Annotated in this window: 15 protein-coding genes; 11 read left to right on the top strand and 4 right to left on the bottom strand. The window is 68.8% G+C overall.

Features of this window, described 5'->3' with window-relative positions; all coding sequences use genetic code 11:
* Nucleotides 1-4 precede the first annotated feature (4 nt).
* Nucleotides 5-1,588 carry a DEAD/DEAH box helicase gene (locus OG205_RS27355; RefSeq protein WP_330270902.1) on the bottom strand — a complete coding sequence of 528 codons (1,584 nt, stop codon included), beginning with the start codon at nucleotides 1,586-1,588 and terminating at the stop codon, nucleotides 5-7.
* A 226-nt stretch (nucleotides 1,589-1,814) separates the two neighbouring features.
* On the opposite strand from OG205_RS27355, the gene OG205_RS27350 reads away from it, so the two are divergent.
* The 3 genes from OG205_RS27350 (at nucleotide 1,815) to OG205_RS27340 (ending at nucleotide 10,430) form a co-directional block, all read left to right on the top strand.
* Entirely contained in the window at nucleotides 1,815-2,456 is a 642-nt protein-coding gene (locus OG205_RS27350; RefSeq protein WP_330270901.1) for a ferritin-like fold-containing protein, read from the top strand.
* Between the two features lie 43 nt (nucleotides 2,457-2,499).
* On the top strand, nucleotides 2,500-2,724 hold the full coding sequence (locus OG205_RS27345) for a DUF3107 domain-containing protein (protein WP_093602316.1): 225 nt from the start codon (nucleotides 2,500-2,502) through the stop codon (nucleotides 2,722-2,724).
* A 194-nt stretch (nucleotides 2,725-2,918) separates the two neighbouring features.
* Nucleotides 2,919-10,430, top strand: coding sequence for a DUF7927 domain-containing protein (locus OG205_RS27340; RefSeq protein WP_330270900.1), 7,512 nt, complete (start codon nucleotides 2,919-2,921; stop codon nucleotides 10,428-10,430).
* On the opposite strand, the gene OG205_RS27335 is transcribed toward OG205_RS27340, so the two are convergent.
* Together OG205_RS27335 and OG205_RS27330 are read right to left on the bottom strand one after the other, a co-directional pair.
* The gene (locus tag OG205_RS27335; RefSeq protein ID WP_330270899.1) at nucleotides 10,427-10,735 is read right to left on the bottom strand and encodes a DUF4873 domain-containing protein; all 309 of its coding nucleotides are present in this window, start codon (nucleotides 10,733-10,735) and stop codon (nucleotides 10,427-10,429) included. The genes OG205_RS27340 and OG205_RS27335 overlap by 4 nt on opposite strands.
* Nucleotides 10,735-11,418, bottom strand: coding sequence for a TetR/AcrR family transcriptional regulator (locus OG205_RS27330; protein ID WP_319980160.1), 684 nt, complete (start codon nucleotides 11,416-11,418; stop codon nucleotides 10,735-10,737). Before OG205_RS27330 ends, OG205_RS27335 begins: the two co-directional genes overlap by 1 nt.
* A 61-nt stretch (nucleotides 11,419-11,479) precedes the next feature.
* Between OG205_RS27330 and OG205_RS27325 the strand changes: the two genes are divergently transcribed.
* A complete protein-coding gene (locus tag OG205_RS27325; RefSeq protein ID WP_330270898.1) occupies nucleotides 11,480-12,367 on the top strand; it encodes an AurF N-oxygenase family protein in 888 nt (295 codons plus the stop codon).
* Nucleotides 12,340-13,125 (top strand): alpha/beta fold hydrolase, encoded by a 786-nt coding sequence (locus OG205_RS27320; RefSeq protein ID WP_330270897.1) that lies wholly within the window; start codon nucleotides 12,340-12,342, stop codon nucleotides 13,123-13,125. The genes OG205_RS27325 and OG205_RS27320 overlap by 28 nt, the downstream gene beginning before the upstream one ends.
* A gap of 41 nt (nucleotides 13,126-13,166) precedes the next feature.
* Here OG205_RS27320 and OG205_RS27315 read toward each other — a convergent pair whose 3' ends face one another.
* Entirely contained in the window at nucleotides 13,167-13,796 is a 630-nt protein-coding gene (locus OG205_RS27315; RefSeq protein WP_330270896.1) for a TetR/AcrR family transcriptional regulator, read from the bottom strand.
* A gap of 125 nt (nucleotides 13,797-13,921) precedes the next feature.
* On the opposite strand from OG205_RS27315, the gene OG205_RS27310 reads away from it, so the two are divergent.
* From OG205_RS27310 to OG205_RS27285, 6 genes are all read left to right on the top strand, one after another.
* Nucleotides 13,922-14,875, top strand: coding sequence for an alpha/beta fold hydrolase (locus tag OG205_RS27310; RefSeq protein ID WP_330270895.1), 954 nt, complete (start codon nucleotides 13,922-13,924; stop codon nucleotides 14,873-14,875).
* Between the two features lie 40 nt (nucleotides 14,876-14,915).
* Nucleotides 14,916-15,908: a DUF3152 domain-containing protein gene (locus OG205_RS27305; protein WP_330270894.1), complete on the top strand. Its 993-nt coding sequence runs from the start codon at nucleotides 14,916-14,918 to the stop codon at nucleotides 15,906-15,908.
* A gap of 79 nt (nucleotides 15,909-15,987) precedes the next feature.
* The gene (gene moeZ / locus OG205_RS27300; RefSeq protein WP_330270893.1) at nucleotides 15,988-17,160 is read left to right on the top strand and encodes an adenylyltransferase/sulfurtransferase MoeZ; all 1,173 of its coding nucleotides are present in this window, start codon (nucleotides 15,988-15,990) and stop codon (nucleotides 17,158-17,160) included.
* A 147-nt stretch (nucleotides 17,161-17,307) separates the two neighbouring features.
* Nucleotides 17,308-18,105 carry a TIGR02569 family protein gene (locus OG205_RS27295; protein WP_330270892.1) on the top strand — a complete coding sequence of 266 codons (798 nt, stop codon included), beginning with the start codon at nucleotides 17,308-17,310 and terminating at the stop codon, nucleotides 18,103-18,105.
* A 105-nt stretch (nucleotides 18,106-18,210) separates the two neighbouring features.
* On the top strand, nucleotides 18,211-20,130 hold the full coding sequence (locus tag OG205_RS27290; protein ID WP_330278236.1) for a molybdopterin oxidoreductase family protein: 1,920 nt from the start codon (nucleotides 18,211-18,213) through the stop codon (nucleotides 20,128-20,130).
* Entirely contained in the window at nucleotides 20,127-21,542 is a 1,416-nt protein-coding gene (locus OG205_RS27285) for an FAD-dependent oxidoreductase (RefSeq protein WP_330270891.1), read from the top strand. Before OG205_RS27290 ends, OG205_RS27285 begins: the two co-directional genes overlap by 4 nt.
* The last annotated feature ends 33 nt before the right edge of the window (nucleotides 21,543-21,575 follow it).

Genomic DNA, 21,575 nt, shown 5'->3' with positions numbered 1-21,575 from the left:
GTGATCAGTCTGCCGAAGGTGCGGCCTGTTCGGCAGAGCTTCGGCGACGCCGACGCCTGCGCGGCTTGTCCGAGGCGGCCTTCGCGGAGCTCTCGCCGCCCTCGGAGGCCGGCGTCTGCTCGCCCTCCGTCGTCACGCCCGCGCGGCTGCGCGTGCGCGAGCGGGACCGCTTCGGCCTGGTCTCCTCGGTGTTCGCCTCCGGAGCCTGCTCGGCGCCCGCGGGAGTGGAGCCGGGACGACGACTGCTGCGGCGCTTGCGCTTGCCGGTGTCGAGCTTCTCCTCCTCCTCGGCGTCGAGGCCCGCGCGGGTGCGGTGGCTCAGCGGCAACCGGCCCGTGGAACCGGACGGAATGCCCAGGTCGGCGTACAGGTGGTCGGACGTGGAGTACGTCTCCACAGGCAGCGGCTGGCCGAGGCCGAGCAGGTCGTTGACCGAGGCCCAGCGGTGCGTCTCGTCCCAGTCGACGAACGTGACCGCGACACCGTTGCGCCCGGCACGGCCCGTGCGGCCGATGCGGTGGACGTAGGTCTTCTCGTCCTCGGGGCACTGGTAGTTGATGACGTGCGTCACGTCGTCGATGTCGATGCCGCGCGCGGCGACGTCGGTGGCGACCAGCACGTCCACCTTGCCGGCGCGGAACGCCCGCAGCGCCTTCTCGCGCGCGCCCTGGCCCAGGTCGCCGTGCACGGCGGCCGCGGCGAACCCGCGTTCGGTCAGGTCGTCGGCGACCTTCTGCGCGGTCCGCTTGGTGCGCGCGAAGACCATCGTCAGGCCTCGGTCGCGGGCCTGCAGTGCGCGGGCCAGCATCTCCGGCTTGTCCATCGAGTGCGCCCGGTAGACGAACTGCGAGGTGTTCTCGTGCGTCTGGCCGGCGTCGTTCTCCTCGGCACGGATGTGCGTCGGCTGGTTCAGGAACGTGCGCGCCAGCGTGATGATCGGGCCCGGCATGGTCGCCGAGAACAGCATGGTCTGCCGCTCGTCGGGAACCATGTTCAGGATGCGCTCGATGTCGGGCAGGAAGCCCAGGTCGAGCATCTCGTCGGCCTCGTCCAGCACCAGCATGCGGACCTTGCCGAGCACCAGGTGGCGCTGTTCGGCCAGGTCGAGCAGGCGGCCGGGCGTGCCGATGATGACGTCGGCGCCCTTGCGGAGCTGCGCGATCTGCCGCTCGTAGGGGATGCCGCCGTAGATCGCGGCGACCCTCACGCCGAGGTGGCGCGACGCGTCGGTGAGGTCGTGCGAGACCTGGAGACACAGCTCACGGGTGGGCACGACCACAAGGGCCTGCGGAGTGCCGTCGCCGGGCAGGTCGACGCGGTGCAGCAGCGGCACGCCGAACCCGAGGGTCTTGCCCATGCCGGTGCGGGCCTGGCCGATGAGGTCGTCACCGGCGAGAGCGATGGGGAGCGTCAGTTCCTGGATGGCGAAGGTGCGTTCGATGCCGGCTTCGCCGAGCGCCTTGACGATCTCGTGACGCACGCCGAGCTCGGCGAACGTGGGGGATTCGGACTGCACCGGGGCGTCTGCCAGCAACGGGTGCGACGTGTCTTCTTCGGGAACTCCGGCCTCGCTGTGTTCGAGTGCCACCGGGTCCAGATGTGCTTCTACTTCAGCGGTCAGGGTGATCAGCCTCTCTCGTACCAAGCGCGTACGAGCCCTGGCCGGGCCTCTCGACCGCGCTAGATGAGCAGCTGCGGGAAAGGTGTACGCGCACCATTTCAACGCCGCGCAGCGTGGTCGTCACACTCGTCACGCCGGGCGTCCAAGGCCATTCTACCTGCCAAGACCTATTTGACCACTAGGCTTGCTTCTCATGGGTGTTGCGGAGGGTGTTGTCGATCTTCTGGGAGCGCTTGCATATGGCGAGCTCTCGGCTTTCGACCGGATGACGGAGGACTCGCGCACGGCGCCGACATTGGCGGGACGCGCGGCGCTCGCGCAGATGGCCGCAGCCGAGATCGGGCATTTCACGCTGCTGCAGAAGCACCTGGCCACCGAGGGCATCACCGTCGAGGACGCGATGACGCCGTTCGTGAAGGGTTTCGACGCGTTCCACGAGTCGACGAGCCCCAAGTCGTGGCTGGAGTCGCTGGTGAAGGCGTACGTCGGGGACGGGCTGGCGGCGGACTTCTACCGCGAGATCGCGGAGTGGCTGGACGCGCCGACGAAGGAGCTCGTGCTCCACGTGCTCGCCGACACGGGTCACTCGGCGTTCGCTGAACGCGAAGTCCTGGCCGCCGTCGAGACCGATCCGCGGGTCCGCGACCGGCTCGCGCTGTGGGGCCGGCGACTGCTCGGTGAAGCGTTGACGCAGGCCCAGTACGTGGTGGCGGAGCGGGACGGCCTCTCCGAGCTGATCATCCGGGGCTCTGGCGACCTCGCGGGGATCGGTCAGCTGTTCCGCAGGCTTCAGCAGTCGCACGCGCGGCGCATGACGCAGCTGGGTCTGGGCTAGGTAGGCTCGCGACTAGATTTTTCTCTTGAGCACGGAGGTCAGCGTGGAGGTCAGGATCGGCGTCGCGGACAGCGGGCGCGAACTCGTCGTGACCAGTGAACTCAACCCGTCCGAGGTCGAGGCTCTGGTGGCGGACGCGGTGTCCGGCAAGTCCAGCGTGCTGTCGCTGGTGGACGTCAAGGGTGCGCGGTTCGTCGTGCCCGCTGGCCGCGTCGCGTACGTGGAGATCGGCCCGCAGGACTCGCGCAAGGTCGGGTTCGGCGCCTGAGACGGCAGAACGTGAGAGAGGCCCCGGTCGTTCGCGACCGGGGCCTCTCCCGTTCAGGAACGGCGCAGTATCGATCACCGCTGCCGAACCCGCAGTCCGGCTGGGCGTCGAGGTCGCCTGAAGCGGTGACTTCGCTGGTAGGAGCATGTGCGCGCACCTAGCGTGACGGAGTCGTCACGCTGCTGAGGAGTGCTATGCGCGCCGCCCTGCTGGCCCTGTTGCTCGTGGTCTCGGCAACGACCTTCACCCTGCCCGCGCAGGCCTATCAGACGCACGCGGCCGGGTCGTGGTCCACGAGTTCCGCGTTGCCGGCGGTGAACGCGTCGGCGCGTTCGACGCTGACGTCCGGTGCGGTCGTCACGGCGTCGGTGTCGGGGGCGAATCTGCGGCTGACCACGCTGAACTCGCCTCCCGGCGACCGAGGGGCGGTGCCCGGCAACTTCCGGCCGCAGATCCCCGCCGACACCGCGTTGATCGGTCTCACCGCGGCCGCCGCGGGGTGTGCCGCGTTCGTGGACTGCTTCAACCGGGGCACGCTGACGTTCTCGTTCAACCGGCCAGTGCACGACCCGGTGCTGCACATCGCGGGCAGCGGCGCGACCATCGGCAACACCGGCAGCACGCACGTCGCACACACCCTGACCACGCCGGGAGTGACGCTGGACGGGCCGCTGGCCGGCGCGACGAACATGACGATCGGGCAGAACGGCACCCGAGTCGAGGCGCCGAACCGCAACCTCAACGTGCTGTGCAACTCCAGCGGCGCGAGGTCGGCTCCCGCGTCGTGCGGCAGTGTCCGCATGAATGGCACGGTCAGTTCCGTGAGCTTCCAGGTCGACATGCTCACCAACAGCAGCAACGCGACTGACGACTTCTACGTCGCGGGCGTCTCGGTGGACGAGGACTTCGGTGACGCGCCCGCGAGCTACGACATCGGTGCGGCGGCCAGCCACGTCGTCGGTGATCTGGCTCTGGGCTCGGGCGTGTCGGTCGACAACCCCACGACGATCAACCTCGGTTCGACCACGCCGAGCCCCAAGGCGGTGGCGGCGGGCGCGGACAACAACCTGCCGGCCGGTGACGACCTCGACGACGGCGTGGCGGCGTTCCCGCGGCTGGCCAGGTCGAACGCCGGTGACGACTACTCGGTGCCCGTGACGTTGTCCGGAGCCTCGCAGGCAGGCCGGGTGTGCGCGTGGATCGACTTCAACGGCAACGGCTCGTTCGACAACAACGAACGCGCGTGCGCTACCTTCGCGGCGGGTGCGCGATCCGCGACGATCACCTGGAAGATTCCGCAGAACGTCAAGTGCGGCAACACCTACGCGCGTTTCCGGGCGAGCTACAACACCGACCAGGCGGCGAACGCGACGGGCCTCGCGGACAGCGGTGAGGTCGAGGACTACCGGTTGCCGGTCGAGTGCCTGGACATCAAGAAGTCCACTCCCAAGACCACCGCGAACCCCGGCGACCAGGTGCCGTACACGGTCACCATCACCAACTCCGGCGCCACGGACGTCACCGGCCTGACCGTGTCCGACGACCTGACGCAGGTGTTGGACGACGCGACGTTCAACAACGACCAGGCCGCGACCTCGGGCTCGATCTCCTACGCCGCACCGAAACTCACGTGGACCGGTGACGTCGCCAAGGGCAAGACGGTCACGCTGACCTACTCCGTCACGGTCAAGAACCCGATCACCGGCGACCACCAGCTGCGCAACGCCGTGGTCAGCAGCGCGGGCAACTGTCCTGCGGGCTCGACCGATCCGGACTGCTCGACCACGGTGAACACGCCGGGCGTGAAGATCGAGAAGTCGGTCGACCGGCAGTCGGCCGACCCCGGTGACACGGTGAAGTACACGGTCAAGGTCACCAACACCGGCAAGACGCCGTTGAACGCGATGTTCGCCGACGACCTGACGAAGGTGCTCGACGACGCGACCTGGGGCAGTGCGACGGCTTCCTCCGGCACGGCCACGTTCGCCTCGCCCAACCTGACCTGGACGGGTGCGCTGGCCGTCGGCGCGTCGGCGACCGTCACCTACACGGTCGTCGTCACCGGCAACGGCGACAAGCAGCTGACGAACGTGGTCACCTCGGAGACGCCCGGCAACAACTGCGTGCCGAGCTGCACGACCGACACCCCGGTGTCCGGCGTCCGGTTCGAGAAGCAGGCCGACAAGCAGTCGGTGAACCCCGGTGAGACCGTGACGTACACCGTCACCGTCACGAACACGGGCAAGACTCCGTTGCAGGGAGCCACTTTCACCGATGATCTGGCGAAGGTGCTCGACGACGCGGAGTGGGTGTCCGCGACGGCGTCCTCGGGCGTGGCGGAGTTCGTCCCGCCCAAGCTGACCTGGACCGGCAACCTGCCCATCGGCGGATCCGCGACCGTCACGTACTCCCTGAAGGTCAGGAACCCCGTCAAGGGCGACTTCCAGCTGGACAACGCGATCACGTCCAGCACGCCGGGTGGCAACTGCCCGCCGGGGTCGGCCGATCCGAAGTGCGGCACGACCACTCCGGTCGCCGGGCTGAAGATCGAGAAGGCGGTGGACAGGCAGTCCGCGAACCCCGGCGACACCGTCACCTACACGGTCAAGGTCACCAACACCGGCAAGACCTCGCTGAACGCCACGTTCTCCGACGACCTGTCGAAGGTGCTGGACGACGCCGAGTGGGGCTCCGTCAACGCTTCTGCCGGCACGGCCACGTTCGCGGCACCGAAGCTGAACTGGAGCGGCACTCTCGCGGTCGGTGGTTCGGCGACGATCACGTACACGGTGAAGGTCACCGGCAAGGGCGATCACCTGCTGGACAACGTGATCACCTCGACCACACCCGGCAACAACTGCCCGCCGGACTCCACCGATCCGGACTGCCGCACGTCGACGCCGGTCTCCGGGGTGGAGATCAAGAAGGAGGTCGACCGGCAGTCGGCGAACCCCGGCGACACCGTGAAGTACACGGTCACCGTGCGGAACACCGGCAAGACCCAGCTCAACGCCTCGTTCGTCGACGACCTGACGCAGGTCCTCGACGACGCCGCGTGGGGCTCGGTCAGCGCTTCCTCGGGCACGCCGTCCTTCACGGCTCCGAAGCTGACCTGGAACGGTCCGCTGGCACCCGGTGAGTCGGCGACGGTCACATACACCGTGGTCGCGAACGGCAAGGGCGACAAGCAGCTCACGAACGTCGTCACCTCGGAGACGCCGGGCAACAACTGCGTGCCGAACTGCACGACCACGACGCCCATCTCGGGAGTCCAGTTCGAGAAGTCGGTGGACCGGCAGTCGGCCAAGCCCGGCGACACCGTCAAGTACGCGGTGACCGTGCGGAACACCGGCAAGACTCCGTTGCAGGGTGCCACTTTCACCGACGACCTGACCAAGGTGCTGGACGACGCCGAGTGGGTTTCCGCCGAGGCCTCCACGGGTTCGGCGTCCTTCGCGGCCCCGAAGCTGACCTGGACGGGCAACCTCGCGGTCGACGGCACGGCCACCGTCACGTACACGGTCAAGGTCGGGGATCCGGCGGACTTCAAGCTGGACAACGTGATCACGTCGACCACTCCGGGCGCCAACTGCCCCGGTGGCGAGAAGTGCTCGACCAGCACGCCGATCGCCGGTCTGCGGATCGAGAAGTCCGACGACCGCGACCAGGTCGTGCCCGGTGACACCGTGACCTACCAGATCAAGGTCACCAACACCGGTCAGACCGTCCACACAGGAGCGTCGTTCACCGACGACCTGACCAAGGTGCTGGACGACGCCGTCTACAACGACGACGCGCAGGCCACGACCGGCGCGGTCACGCTGGTGTGGCCGAGGCTGGAGTGGAAGGGCGACCTGCCGATCGGCGGCACCGCCACGATCACCTACACGGTGACGGTGAAGAACCCGAACCCCGGCGACAAGAAGCTCAACAACAAGGTCACCTCGGACACGCCCGGCAACAACTGCCCGCCGGGCTCCACGGATCCGTCGTGCAGCACCGAGACGCCCGGCCGTGAGCTGACGATCGAGAAGAAGGCCGACAAGCAGTCCGCGAACCCCGGCGACTCGGTGACCTACACCCTGACGATCACCAACACCGGTCAGGTGCCGTTGGCCGGCGAGAAGGTGACGGACGACCTGTCCGGCGTGCTCGACGACGCCACGTGGGTGTCCGTGCAGGCCTCCACGGGCAAGGCGGAGTTCGCCGCGCCGACGCTGACGTGGACCGGTGACCTCGCGGTTGGCGCTTCGGCGACGCTGACGTACGTGGTCAAGGTCAACGACCCGATCAAGGGTGACCACAGGCTGGCGAACGTGGTCAGCAGCGAGGTTCCCGGCAACTGCCCGCCAGGATCGACGGATCCGAAGTGCTCGACCACGACCCCGTTGCCCGGCATGGAGATCGTGAAGGAGGTCGACCGGAGGTCCGCGAACCCCGGCGACACCGTCACCTACACCGTGACCGTGCGGAACACCGGCCAGACCGAGCTGAACGCGTCGTTCCGCGACGATCTGACCAAGGTCCTCGACGACGCGACCTGGGGCGGCACGAACGCGGGGACGTTCACTTCGCCCGTGCTGACGTGGGCGGGTGTGCTGCCTGTGGGCGGTTCCGCGGTCGTGAAGTACACGGTCGTCGTGACCGGCAAGGGTGATCACCAGCTGACGAACGTCGTCACGTCGGACACCTCCGGCAACAACTGCGTGCCGAGCTGCACGACCGACACACCGGTGTCCGGCGTGGAGATCAAGAAGGTCGCCGAGCCCGCGTCGACCAAGCCTGGCGACACCGTCAAGTACATGGTGACCGTGCGGAACACCGGTAAGACCGTGCTCGACGCGTCGTTCGCCGACGACCTCACCGGTGTGCTGGACGACGCGACCTGGGAGTCCGTGAACGCCTCTACAGGCACGGCGACCTATGCGGCGCCGAAGCTCTCGTGGTCCGGGCAGCTCGGCGTCGGCGAGACGGCGACCGTCACGTACACGGTCAAGGTGACCGGGGCGGGCGACAAGCGGCTCAAGAACGTCGTCACGTCCGACACTTCCGGCAACAACTGCGTGCCGAGCTGTACGACGGACACGCCGGTCGCCGCGCTGAAGCTGGTGAAGAAGTCGGAGCCGGCCACGACGAAACCCGGTGACACCGTCAAGTACGCGGTGACGATCACCAACGCCGGCCAGACAGTCCACAGTGGAATCTCGGTCGCCGATGACCTGACCGGGGTGCTGGACGACGCGACGTGGAACGGTGATCAGGCGGCGTCGGCGGGTTCGGTGTCGTTCGCGGCACCGAAGCTGACGTGGACCGGTGATCTGGCCGTGGGTGCCTCGGTGACGGTCACGTACTCGGTGAAGGTCACGGGTGCGGGGGACAAGCGGCTCAAGAACGTGGTGTCGTCGGAGACTCCGGGCACCGACTGCTCGGAGGGCTGCACGACCGACACCCCGGTCGCGGGCCTGGAGATCGTGAAGAAGGCCGCGCCGGGCAAGCCGGTGCCGGGCGACGTCGTGACGTACACGGTGACGGTCCGCAACACCGGCCAGACGCCGCAGAACGCCTCGTTCGGCGACGACCTGACGGGCGTGCTGGACGACGCGACCTGGAACGGCGACGCGCAGGCGTCCGTGGGCGAGGTGACCTACGCAGCTCCGAAGCTGAGCTGGAGCGGTGCTCTGCCGATCGGGTCGCAGGCCGTCATCACGTACTCGGTGAAGGTGACCGCGGCCGGCGACCACCGGCTGAACAACGTCGTCACCTCGGACGACCCCGGTGGCAACTGCCCGCCGGGATCGACGGACCCGAAGTGCTCGACGTCGACTCCGTTGCCGGGCATGGAGGTCAGCAAGTCCGTCGACGTCCAGAGCGCCAAGCCGGGAGACGCGGTCACGTACACGGTGAAGGTCGTGAACACCGGCCAGACCGACATCGCCGGGGCGTCGTTCGTCGACGACCTGAGCAAGGTGCTGGACGACGCGACCTGGGTCGGCACGAGCGCGGGCACGTTCACGTCGCCGAAGTTGACCTGGACCGGTGAACTGCCGGTCGGCGCGACGGTGACGGTGACCTACTCGGTCAAGGTGAACAACCCGGTGAAGGGCGACTTCAGCCTCGACAACGTCGTGACGACCGAAACGCCAGGCGGAAAGTGCGTCGAGTGCACGACGGTCACGCCGGTCGCCGGGCTCAAGCTGGTGAAGACGTCCGAGCCCGAATCGGCGAAACCCGGTGACGAGGTCAAGTACACGGTGACGATCACCAACACCGGCCGGACAGTCCACAGTGGAATCACGGTCACCGACGATCTGAGCGGTGTGCTGGACGACGCGACCTGGGTCGGCACGAGCGCGGGCACGTTCACGTCGCCGAAGCTGACGTGGACCGGTGATCTGGCGGTAGGCAAGTCGATGACCATCACCTACTCGGTGAAGGTGACCGGCGACGGCGACAAGCGGCTGAAGAACGTGGTGTCGTCGGACGTCCCGGACACGGACTGTTCGGAAGGCTGCACCACGGACACCCCGATCGCCGGCTTCCAGATCGTGAAGAAGGCGGACCGGGCGGAGGCCAAGCCGGGCGAGAAGGTCACCTACACGGTCGTCGTCACGAACACCGGCGCCACGATGCTGCGCGACGCCGCGTTCGTCGACGACATGACCGAGGTGCTCGACGACGCCACGTACAACGGCGACGCCGCCTCGACCTCGGGCTTGGCGACCTATGCGGCGCCGAAGCTGACGTGGAAGGGCGATCTGGCGGTTGGTGCGTCCGAGACGGTGCGGTACTCGGTGACCGTCACGAGCAAGGGCGACCTGCGGCTCAAGAACGTCGTCACGTCCGACACCCCCGGCTCGAACTGCCGCGACGGCTGCGCGGTCGAGGTGCTGGTGCCGAGGCTGGAGATCCTCAAGAAGGCCGACCGGACCTCCGCCAAGCCCGGTGACCTCGTCGCCTACGCCGTGACGGTCACGAACACCGGCCAGACCACGTTGCCGAAGGCGAGCTTCGTCGACGACCTGAGCGGCGTGCTGGACGACGCGTCCTTTGTGGACACGAACGCCGGTGCGTTCGCCAAGCCGAAGCTGACGTGGACCGGTGAGCTGGCGATCGGGGCCACGAAGACGGTGACGTACCGGGTGCGCGTCAACGACCCGCCGACCGGGGACTTCAAGCTGCGCAACGTGGTCACGTCGGACACGCCGTCCAACTGCCCCGGCGAGGAGTGCGGCACCGAGACCCCGGTGTCGGGCCTGGAGATCGTGAAGAAGGCGGATCGGACGGACGCGAAACCGGGCGACCGCGTCACCTACACCGTGACAGTCCGGAACACCGGCCAGACGCCGGTCACCGGATCGTTCACCGACTCGCTGGCCGACGTGCTGAAGGCCGCGACGTGGGGCGGCATCGACGCGGGCACGTTCGCGTCGCCGGTGCTGACCTGGTCCGGTGAGCTGGCGGTCGGGTCCTCGGCCACGGTGACGTACTGGGTCACCGCGTCCGGTCCCGGTGAGCTGCGGAACGTGGTGACCTCGGACGTGCCGGGCTCGAACTGCAAGCCCGGCGGCTCCGACCCGAGGTGTGCCGCGACCGTGAAGGTGCGGCAGGACCCGCCGATCGCGTGGACCGGTTTCCCGGCCCTGCCACTGGCGGCGTTCGGCCTGGTCCTGGTGCTCGCGGGTGTGTTGATCAGGCGAAGGGCCTAGGCCGGCTCTTCGATCTTGTAAGGCGGAGTGGAGATGCCACCGACCCGATAACGGCCCCACGGGTCGGGGTCGGTGAGCGTCCCCTCCGCCTGCCCGGTGGGGGTGCGCAGCACCGCGGTGCGCGCGCCCCCTTCGACCCGGCTGGTGACGTCGTCGTGCTTCTTGATCCGCCCGTACCAGTGGTAGCGGCCGTCGATCGGCTGGAAGTACCCCCGCAGATCGACCTCGACCGCGACCTCGTCGGAACCGAAGACGAGGGTGGCGGCGCCGGTGTAGCCCTCTTCGTCGTGCTCGTGCTCGCTCATCAGTCCACCAATCGCAGCGGGGTGAGTGGCTTTGCCGGGTCTGCCTGGACGCCCGCCGAGCGCAGCAGCCCGTCGATGGCGTGCCAGATCAGCGTGGTGAGGTACTCGCTGAGGTTCGTGCGGGACATGGTCTGGCGGTCGAGCCACCAGTCGCCCGCGTTCTGCACCATGCCGACGAGCGCGTGCGCCCACGGCTCGGCGCCGCCGGAGTCCATCTCGAAGGAACGCAGGTAGTCGCCGAGGATCCTGGCCAGCGTGGACGCGATGAGGTTCTTGTCCTCGGCGACGACGTCCTTCTCGACCGGGCGGTCCACGAAGGACCCCTTCACGACGAACCGGTAGAGGTTCGGGTTCTCCTCGATCACCGACAGGTAGGCGTCGACGATCCCGAGGATGCGGCCGCGGATCGGGCCGTCGGCGATGAGGGCGGGACCCATCCGGTCCATCAGCAGCTCGGTGGCCTTCTGGCCCACTGCCAGGTACAGGTCGGACTTGTCGGTGAAGTGCCGGTACAGCACGGGCTTGCTGACGCCCGCCTCCGCGGCCACGTCCTCCATGCCGACGTCGGGACCTTTCCTGGCCACGGCGGCGATCGTGGCCTCCACGAACTCCGCCCTGCGCTGCTCGCGATGACCCTTCCACCGCTCACGTCGCGCGTCCGGCCCCTTGACAGTGCGTGCCATGTGACGCACGCTACCAGAAGTAACCGTTACCTCAAGTAACACCTACCGGGGAGGGCAACCGATGAGGGTCGCCGATCGGGAGAAGACAGCGGAACGGCTCCTCAAGTCGTCCGCCGAGAAGTTCTACGACCCCGAGGTGGACATCGACTGGTCCGCACCTCTGGTCGACGGTCTCTTCTACATCCCTGAAAAGCGCATTTCGCTCTACGGCACGCCTCTCTACGACTCGCTCTCGCAGGAGCAGCGCATCGAGCTGTCGAAGCACGAGCTGGCGTCGATCGCGTCTGTCGGCCTGTGGTTCGAGCTGCTGCTCATGCAGATGCTCGTGAAGATGGTCTACAACACCGACCCGACCACGCGGCACGCCCAGTACGCGCTGACCGAGGTCGCCGACGAGTGCCGTCACTCGACGATGTTCGCGCGCCTGGTCGAACGGATCGGCTGCCCGGCCTACGGGCCCACGCGCCACACGCACCGCATGGGCAAGCTGCTGCCGATCATCGGCTACGGCCCCGCGATGTACGGCTCGATCCTGGTCGCGGAGGAGATCCTCGACCGGTTGCAGCGCGAGGCGATGACCGACGACACCATCCAGCCGCTCGTGCGGATGGTGAACCGGATCCACGTGCTGGAAGAGGCGCGGCACGTGCGGTTCGCCCGCGAGGAGCTGCTGCGGGGCATGTCGGAGCTCAAGGGCTACGAGCTGCCGTACCAGAAGTGGCTGGTCGGGTACGTGTCGATGATGATCACGCGCGCGATCATCAACCCCGCCGCGTACGCCGCCGTCGGGCTGGACGTCCGCGAGGCGCACCGGGTCGCGCTGGGCAACGAGCGTTTCCAGGAGACCATCCGCTGGTCCGGCGAGCGGATCATGACGTTCCTCGACGAGGCCGGACTCGTGGGAAGGCCGGGGATGCGCTCATGGCGTCGCTCGTTCTTGATCGGCTGAACGTCGTCACGTCGGGGACTTCGCCCTCCGACGTGACCGCGGTCCTGCTGCACGGCTGGACGATGGATCTGACCACCTGGGACCGCGTCGCCGCCGCACTGCCTGGCCGGGTGGTGCGGTACGACGTGCGCGGTCACGGGAGGTCTGCCGGAACGGGCACCGGGACGATTTCGGAGCTCGCCGACGATCTGGCCGCCGTGCTGGAGAAGCACGTGCCCACCGGACGGATCGTGCTGGCCGGCCATTCACTGGGCGGCATGACGATCATGGCTCTGGCAGAGCAACGGCCTGAGCTGTTCGCACGCGTTTCGGGAGTGGCGTTGATCGCCACGTCGTGCGGGGATCTTCCCGGGCAGAGCAGTGTGGAGAGGCTCGCGGGGAAGTGGCTGGTCAAGCGACCCAAGGTCGGGTTCGGACGGTTGATCACGCCTGGGCTGCGGGTGACGTTCGGACGGCGTCCGTCCTGGGCCGATGTCCGGGCCGCGGCGGCGATGGCCGGCAACACCACCGGGGAAGCGTTCGTCGGGATCCGGGGCGAACTCACCCGGCATCAGCGGCGGGAAGCGCTTGCCGTGCTGGCGGACATCCCCGTTGTCGTGATGGCCGGGTCCTGGGACGTGTTGACGCCCATGCGGCACTCACGGGTGCTGGCCGAGGCTTTGCCGAGCGCGCAGTTCGTGATCTATCCGAAGACCGGGCACATGTTGCCGCTGGAACGGTCCGAGGACGTGGCGAGACGGATAGCCGCGCTGATGTGAGAAAGAGGGGCTCGCACTCGCGAGCCCCTCTTTCATCGTTGTCAGTGTTGGAGCGGGAAACCGCCGCCGATGCCGCGCCACGCCAGGTTCGAGATCAGCGCGACGGCGTCTTCCTTGGGCACGCGGCGGTTGTCCGCGAGCCAGGAGCGAGCGGTGACCTGGGACAGGCCCACCAGGCCGACGGCCAGCAGGCGGGCGCGTTCGGCGTCCAGGCCGGCGTCCGCGGTGATGGTGTCGGTGATGGCGTCCACGGAGTCCGTGGTGGCGCGCTCGACGGCCGACTGCACGGACGGTTCGGAACGCAGGTCCGACTCGAACACCATGCGGAACGCCTGGCCCTCGCCGTCCACGAAGTCGTAGAAGGCGGCGACGGCGGCACGCACGCGGAGCTTGTTGTCCGTGGTGGAGCCGATGGCGGTGCGGACACGGCCGACCAGCTCGTCCACATGGGACTCGAGGAGCGCCATGTAGAGCTCCAGCTTGCCGGGGAAGTGTTGGTACAGCACCGGCTTGGACACGCCCGCGCGCTCGGCGATCTCGTCCATCGCCGCGGCGTGGTAGCCGTTGGCGACGAACACGTCCTGCGCCGCTGCCAGCAGTTGCGCGCGGCGGGCGGTGCGCGGCAGTCGAACGCCCCTGCCTGCGGGTGCGCTCTGCGCCGTCTCCGTCATGGTGCCTCCAGCACGAGTGATGCGCCGTCGGAGAGGGGTTGCCAGACCGAGGCTGAGAGCAACCTTACTCGCTGGTAGCCCACATCCGGGAACCATCTGGGCGTTCTTTCCCGCATCCTGGTCTGGTGAGCACCATCATTCCCGCCCCGTTGTCCACGGTCGCGCTGCCGCCGCTGGACAAGACCCAGACGCCGTGGCCAGGTGAGTTTCACCAGGTCGACGCCCACGAGGTGCACGTGAGGGTCACCCCTGGCGACGGTCCGCCGGCCGTGTACGTGCATGGACTTGGCGGGTCCGCGACGAACTGGACAGATCTCGCGGCACAGCTGAAGGAACACGTCAGCGGCTACTCGATCGACCTGCCGGGGTTCGGCCGGTCGGAGCCGATTCCCGGCTACGACTTCAGTCTCGCCACGCACGCCCGCACGGTGATCAAGTACCTGGAAACGCTCTCACAGCCGGTGCACCTGCTCGGCAACTCCATGGGCGGCGCGATCTCCGTCATGGTCGCCGCGAGCAGGCCGGATCTCGTGAGGACGCTCACGCTCGTCTCGCCGGCCGTGCCCGATCTCAGGCCGCGTCTCGACCGCATGTCCGATCCGCGGATGGCGCTCGCCGTCCTGCCGATCATCGGGTCGAAGGTGCGCCGCGAGCTCGCGAAGCTGAGCGCGCACCAGCGCACCAGGCAGATGCTCGAACTGTGCTTCGCCGACCCGAGCGTCGTGCCCGACCACCGCATCGAGGAGTCGATCGCGGAGAACGAGGAGCGCGCCCGGCAGAAGTGGGCGGGACAGGCGCTCAACCGCAGCACGTTCGGCCTGATGCAGAGCTGGCTCACGCCCGGCCCGAGGTCGCTGTGGCGGCTGCTGCCGTTGGTCAAGGCGCCGACGCTGGTGCTCTGGGGCGAGAACGACCGGCTCGTCAGCGTGCGGAAGGGGCCACGAACGGCGCGGTCGCTGCCCAAGGGGCGACTGCTGGTGCTTCCCAGGACCGGCCATGTCGCCCAGATGGAGCGGCCCGCCACCGTGGCGAGGGCTGTGCTGGGCATGTGGGAGGCGGTCGATCGACACTCATGGTGATGAACGACGGCCATACGGGGGATGTGGGACCCTGGACCACGTGAATCGCGCCCCCGAGCGAGGACGTACTGCTCCGCCCGCTGACCGCTACCGCCGCGGCGAGCGCCGGACCAGCGCGGAACCGCTCGCGGCCGCCTGGGAACCGGAGGCCACGCAGGCTCTGCGAAGGCCCCGCAAGCGCCGCGGCGTGAAGAAGCTCGTCGCCAACTACGGGTGGCGGATCTACGCGATCCCGGTGCTTCTCGTGCTGACCGCGCTGGTGGTGCTCGACACGGTCCAGCCCAAGACCCCCGCGATCGGTGGCGCCGGCACGAACGCCGCCGAGACGCCCGCCAGCACGCCGGAGGTGCCCGCCACCGAGCTGCCGGCCAAGAAGCCCGACCTGAAGATCCCGACCGCCGAGTTGCCGGCCGGTCCGGACTTCTCGCAGGACGGCGTCGGCACGTTCAAGGTGATCGCCGGCAACGGCCCGCGCGTCGGTGAGGCGAACGCGCCCAAGTTCCGCAAGTACGCGATCGCCGTCGAGGACGGTGTGAAGCCCGCCGACTACAACGACGACCCGGCCGCGTTCGCGCGCACGATCGACGGAATCCTCTCCGACCCGCGCAGCTGGGTCGGCACCAAGCAGGTCGCGCTGCAGCGGGTCGAGGCGAACCAGAACCCGGACTTCTTCGTGGCGCTGACCACCACGAAGACGACCCACACGCTGTGCGGCAAGGAGATCCCGTTCGAGACCTCCTGCTGGAACCCCGGCACCAAGCGCGTGATCATCAACGTCGCCCGCTGGGTGCGCGGCGCCATGGTCTACGGCCCTGACCTGGCGGGATACCGCACCTACGTGATCAACCACGAGGTCGGTCACGCGCTGGGCAGCGGCCACGCGGCCTGCGGGGAGAACGGTGCTCCCGCCCCCGTGATGATGCAGCAGACGTTCGGCGTCTCGAACGACTTCGTGTCTCAGCTCAACGCGGGCCAGGACGTCGTTCCCGCCGACGGCAAGGTGTGCACGCCGAACGCGTTTCCCGCAGGCTGAGACAGCTTTCCAACGGGGAAGAGTCGAGGCAGGGTAGACGTTGTCTCGGACACGGAGACATTCGTCGAGGAGGACCAGCATGGCGCTTCCGCCGCTCGTTGAGCCAGCCGCGGAGCTGACCAAGGAAGAAGTCGCGCGCTACAGCCGCCACTTGATCATCCCGGACGTCGGGGTGGACGGGCAGAAGCGGCTGAAGAACGCGAAGGTGCTCGTCGTCGGCGCGGGCGGCCTTGGTAGCCCGGCACTGCTGTACCTGGCCGCGGCCGGGGTCGGCACGCTCGGCGTCGTCGACTTCGACGTCGTGGACGAGTCGAACCTGCAACGCCAGGTGATTCACGGCCAGTCCGACGTCGGCCGCCCGAAGGCGGAGTCCGCACGCGACTCGGTGGCCGAGATCAACCCGTTCGTCAAGGTGAACCTGCACCAGACGCATCTCAACTCCGAGAACGCGCTGGAGATCTTCCGCGACTACGACCTGATCCTCGACGGCACCGACAACTTCGCCACCAGGTACCTGGTGAACGACGCCGCGGTGCTGTCGGGCAAGCCGTACGTGTGGGGTTCGATCTTCCGGTTCGAGGGCCAGGTCAGCGTCTTCTGGGAGGACGCCCCGGACGGCCAGGGCCTCAACTACCGCGACCTCTACCCGGAGCCGCCGCCCCCCGGCATGGTCCCGTCGTGCGCCGAGGGCGGCGTGCTGGGCGTGCTGTGCGCGTCGATCGGCTCGATCATGGTGACCGAGGCGATCAAGCTGCTCACGGGCATCGGTGACACGCTGCTGGGCCGCCTGATGGTCTACGACGCGCTGGAGATGTCCTACCGGACCATCAAGATCCGCAAGGACCCGGAGTCGCCGAAGATCACCGAGCTGATCGACTACGAGGCGTTCTGCGGTGTCGTGTCCACGGACGCGCAGCAGGCGGCCGCGGGCAACACGATCACGCCGCTCGAGCTCAAGCACAAGCAGGAGTCCGGCGAGGACTTCCTGCTGGTGGACGTGCGCGAGCCGCACGAGTACGAGATCGTGAAGATCCCGGGCTCGGTGCTGATCCCGAAGGACAGGATCCTGTCCGGGGAGGCGTTCTCCGAGCTGCCGCAGGACAAGCCGCTGGTGCTGCACTGCAAGTCCGGTGCTCGTTCGGCGGAGGCGCTCGCGGCGCTGCACAAGGCGGGCTTCAAGGACGCCGTGCACGTCGGTGGCGGTGTGCTGGCGTGGGCCCGCGAGGTCGACCCCAGCCTGCCGACCTACTGATTGCGTGACGGCGACTGCGAGTACTGCCAACGGCCTAGCCGGTAGTACTTGCAGGCGCTCCAACTCTGGGCTGTTCGGGTGGTGGCATGAATCACGGCGTGTCAGGGTCCACCACCCGGACGGTCTAGCCAGGTAGCGTGCCCGACCGTGACCCGGTCCCCCGAACCGCCCCCAGCGCACGTGCGTGCGGCGTTCGGGGCACGTGACGCCGAGCCAGAGCTCATCGACGGCGGCCCCGCCTGGCGGTGCGGCGAAGCCACGATCAGGCCCGCGCCCAGGCCCGCCGAGGCCACCTGGATCGCCAAGACCCTCGACGGCCTGGACGTCCACCACCTGCGCATCGGCAGACCCCTGCGTTCCACGGACGGCAGATACGTCGTCGGCGGCTGGTCCGCCACCAAGTTCCTCGCCGGCCGGGCGGAGGCGCGCCACGACGAGGTCATCGCCGTCGCCCAGCGCCTGCACCAGGCCACGGCCGAGCTGCCCAAACCCCGTTTCCTGGACGCGCGCACCGACGTGTTCGCCGTCGCCGACCGCAAGGCGTGGGGCGAGGAGGACGTGCCGCTCGACGCCGACCTCGGCGGCCGGCTGTTCGACCTGCTCAAGGACGCGCAGAAGCCGCTCAACCTCAAGCCGCAGGTCGTGCACGGCGACCTGTTCGGCAACGTGCTGTTCGCGGGCAACGCGCCGCCTGCCGTCATCGACTTCACCGCCTACTGGCGTCCCGCCGAGTGGGCAGCCGCCGTGATCGCCGTGGACGCCGTCGCGTGGGGTGGCGCTGACTCCGGCCTGTTCCACCGGTGGAGCCATCAGGCCGAGTGGGAGCAGGCGCTCGTGCGCGCGATGCTGTTCCGGCTGGCCGTGCACGCGCTGCACCCGTTGTCAACGTCACAGTCCTTTGCGGGCTTGGAACGAGCTGCTCACCAGGTGACGACCCTGCTCTGAGCGGGCCATTTTCCACCGACGAAACATTGCGGAGCATCGGGTTAACGCGGGCTTCTTAGCGTCAGCGGCGTGACCCATTGCCCCTACTGCGCGCTGCAGTGCTCCATGAGCGTCATCGACGGCCAGGTGGCACCTGGCCCCGGTGGGCTGTGCCAGAAGGGCTGGACGGCGGGGGAACTGCTGCGCCATCCCGGCCGGCTCACCTCACCTCTTCTGCACGGTCAGCCGGTGTCCTGGGACGAGGCGCTGGACTTCGTCGCGGCGCGGATCGCCGGTTGCGAACCCGACGAGGTCGCCGTGTTCGGCGGCGGCGGGCTGACGAACGAGAAGGCCTACGCGCTCGGCAAGTTCGCGCGCGTCGCGTTGAAGACCTCGCAGATCGACTACAACGGCCGGTTCTGCATGTCCTCGGCCGCCGCCGCGGGCAACAAGGCGTTCGGGCTGGACCGCGGCCTGCCGTTCCCGCTGACCGACCTGCGCGGCGCCGACACGGTGCTGCTGGCGGGTTCGAACCCGGCCGAGACCATGCCGCCGTTCCTGCGGCACCTGGAGGGCGCGCGGCTGATCGTCATCGACCCGCGCCGCACGCCGACCGCGGAGCGCGCGACGTTGCACCTGCAGCCCGCGCCGGGCACGGATCTGGCGCTGGCACTGGGGTTGCTGCACACCGCGGTCATCGAGGGCGTGATCGACAAGGAGTACATCACCTCCAGGACCTCGGGTTTCGACGACGCCTGGAGGGTGGCGGCGGGGTGGTGGCCCGAGCGCGTCGAACGCGTGACGGGCGTGTCCGCCGCTGATCAACGCGCCGCCGTGCACATGCTGGCCGGGCGGTCGTACGTGCTGACCGGTCGCGGCACCGAGCAGCACGCGACCGGCACCGACAACGTCTCGGCGTGGATCAACCTGGCGCTGGCACTGGGACTTCCCGGCCGGGCCGGCTCCGGGTACGGCTGCCTGACCGGGCAGGGCAACGGCCAGGGCGGGCGCGAGCACGGGCAGAAGGCCGACCAGTTGCCCGGCTACCGCAAGATCGACGATCCCGTTGCACGGCAGCACATCATGGACGTCTGGGACGTGTCGTGGCTGCCCGGTCCTGGGCGCAGCGCGTACGAACTGCTGGTCGCGGACGACATCAAGGCGATGCTGGTGTTCGGCAGCAACCCGGTGGTGTCCGCGCCGCGCGCGTCCGGTGTCGTCGACCGCTTCAAGGCGCTGGACCTGTTGGTGGTGGCGGACTTCGTGATGTCGGAGACCGCGGCGATGGCCGACGTCGTGTTCCCGGTGACGCAGTGGGCCGAGGAAGACGGCACGATGACCAACCTCGAAGGCCGGATCATCAGGCGCCGCAAGGCACTCGATCCTCCTGCGGGCGTCCGCAGCGATCTGGAGTTGTTGCACGGACTGGCTTCGCGGCTCGGCGTGGGCTCGAAGTTCCCCGTCGAGCCGGTCGAGGTCTTCGAGGAACTGCGACGGGCGTCCGCCGGCGGTTTGTCGGACTACTCCGGCATCACCTACGAGCGGCTGGAGTCCGAGCAGCTGCACTGGCCGGTGCCGTCGGTGGATCATCCCGGCACGCCAAGGCTCTTCCTCGACGAGTTCGCGCATCCCGACGGCCTGGCGCGGTTCATCCCCGTCGACCACCGCGGCCCCGCCGAGCCGCCGGACGCGGAGTTCCCGTTGCAGGCCACCACCGGGCGGGTGTTGCAGCACTACCAGTCGGGTGCGCAGACGCGGTTGATCGGCGAGCTGCTCGCGGCCGTTCCCGAGATGTACGTGGAGGTGCACCCCGACACGGCATCACGGGCGGGGCTTGCCTCCGGCGAGTCCGCGCACGTCGTGTCCCGGCGGGGAACGGTGACGGCGGTCGTCCGGTGCGTGCCGAGCATGCGTGCCGACGCGGTGTTCCTGCCGTTCCACTTTCCCGGTGACGGCCGGGCGAACCTGCTCACCAACCCCGCGCTCGATCCCACGAGCCGGATGCCCGAGTTCAAGGTCTGCGCTGTGCGATTGGAGCCGGCATGAGGCGAGTAGTGATCGTCGGGTACGGCATGGCAGGGGCGCGGCTGGCGGACGAGTTGCGCCGGCGGGACCCCGAAATCTCCATCACCGTGATCGGCGCCGAGCCGCACGCCGCGTACAACCGAGTGCTGCTGTCGACCGTCGTGGCGGGCTCGATGACGCCGCAGTCGACGCGGCTGCACGACGACAGGTGGGCCGCCGAGCACGACATCGACCTGCGGCTGGGGACCCAGGTCCACGAGATCGATCGTGCCGGCCGGACGATCGACGGAATTCCCTACGACTCACTGGTCCTCGCCACCGGCAGCGTTCCCTGGGTGCCGCCCGCGGAAGGCCTGGTGGAGGACGGCAAGCTCGCTCCCGGCGTCGTCGCCTTCCGCACCCTCGACGACTGCGCCGAGATCGAGGCCAAGGCCCACAAGGGCGCTCCCGTCGCGGTGCTCGGCGGCGGCCTGCTCGGCATCGAGGCCGCCCGTGGCCTGGCCGGACGCGGTTGCCTCGTCACCGTCGTGCACCCCGTCGGCCACCTGATGGAACGTCAACTCGACCCCGGTGCCGGCAGCGTTCTCGCCCGCACGCTCGGCAAGCTCGGCATCGAGTTCAGGCTGAACGCCATGGCCGCCAAGTACCTCCCCGGCGACGGCCTGATCCTCGACGACGGCACCCACGTTCCCGCCGAACTCGTCGTGGTGTCCGCCGGTGTGCGCGCCGAGACGTCGTTGGCGGTGAAGGCGGGACTGACCGTCGATCGCGGCATCGTCGTGGACGACGCGTTGCGCACCAGCGATCCGCGCATCCACGCGATCGGGGACTGCGCCCAGCATCCCGGCACGGTGTCCGGGCTGGTGCAGCCCGCGTGGGACCAGGCGGCCGTGCTCGCGGACCGGTTGACCGGCGTGAACCCGGCCGCCCGCTACCGGGGAACGTCCGTCGTCACGCGGTTGAAGGCACGGGACGTCGACCTGGCGGCGCTGGGGGACGTGCACACCGATGTGGACTGCCCGGACTCGGAAGTCCTGTGCTTCCAGGAACCCTCGCGCGGCAGGTACGCGAAGCTCGTGCTGCGCGACGACCGGGTGGCGGGCGCGATCGTGCTCGGCGCGCCGGACGCGGCCGCCACGATCACCCAGCTCTACGACCGGGGCATTCCCGCGCCGACCGACCGCCTGGCGTTGTTGCTGGGCAGGGCACTGCCCGCCGAGGCCGCGTCGCCGGCCGACCTGCCGTCCAGTGCGGTGATCTGCCGGTGCAACACCGTCTCCAAAGGACAGATCGTGTCGGCCTGGCGGGCGGGCGCGGAGTCGTTGCCGCAGCTCGCGGAGGCCACTCGTGCGACGACCGGGTGCGGTGGCTGCAAGGACGCGGTGTGCGGGCTGATCGACTGGCTCGGGGCCTCACAGCCCGCCTCTGCGTGATGTGCGGTGGAGTTGCCGCCGCCGTCATCGGCC

The sequence above is a fragment of the Lentzea sp. NBC_00516 genome, assembly GCF_036346835.1.
Classification (GTDB): domain Bacteria; phylum Actinomycetota; class Actinomycetes; order Mycobacteriales; family Pseudonocardiaceae; genus Lentzea; species Lentzea sokolovensis.
Note: the sequence above shows the minus strand (reverse complement) of the source record. Positions and strands in the feature narration are given on the sequence as shown.

Coding starts and splice junctions, on each gene's coding strand:
- OG205_RS27325 (WP_330270898.1), top strand. CDS start 11,480: ATGAGGGTCGCCGATCGGGAGAAGACAGCGGAACGGCTCCTCAAGTCG.
- OG205_RS27315 (WP_330270896.1), bottom strand. CDS start 13,796: ATGACGGAGACGGCGCAGAGCGCACCCGCAGGCAGGGGCGTTCGACTG.
- OG205_RS27335 (WP_330270899.1), bottom strand. CDS start 10,735: ATGAGCGAGCACGAGCACGACGAAGAGGGCTACACCGGCGCCGCCACC.
- OG205_RS27285 (WP_330270891.1), top strand. CDS start 20,127: ATGAGGCGAGTAGTGATCGTCGGGTACGGCATGGCAGGGGCGCGGCTG.
- OG205_RS27320 (WP_330270897.1), top strand. CDS start 12,340: ATGGCGTCGCTCGTTCTTGATCGGCTGAACGTCGTCACGTCGGGGACT.
- moeZ (WP_330270893.1), top strand. CDS start 15,988: ATGGCGCTTCCGCCGCTCGTTGAGCCAGCCGCGGAGCTGACCAAGGAA.
- OG205_RS27330 (WP_319980160.1), bottom strand. CDS start 11,418: ATGGCACGCACTGTCAAGGGGCCGGACGCGCGACGTGAGCGGTGGAAG.
- OG205_RS27290 (WP_330278236.1), top strand. CDS start 18,211: ATGAGCGTCATCGACGGCCAGGTGGCACCTGGCCCCGGTGGGCTGTGC.
- OG205_RS27350 (WP_330270901.1), top strand. CDS start 1,815: ATGGGTGTTGCGGAGGGTGTTGTCGATCTTCTGGGAGCGCTTGCATAT.
- OG205_RS27340 (WP_330270900.1), top strand. CDS start 2,919: ATGCGCGCCGCCCTGCTGGCCCTGTTGCTCGTGGTCTCGGCAACGACC.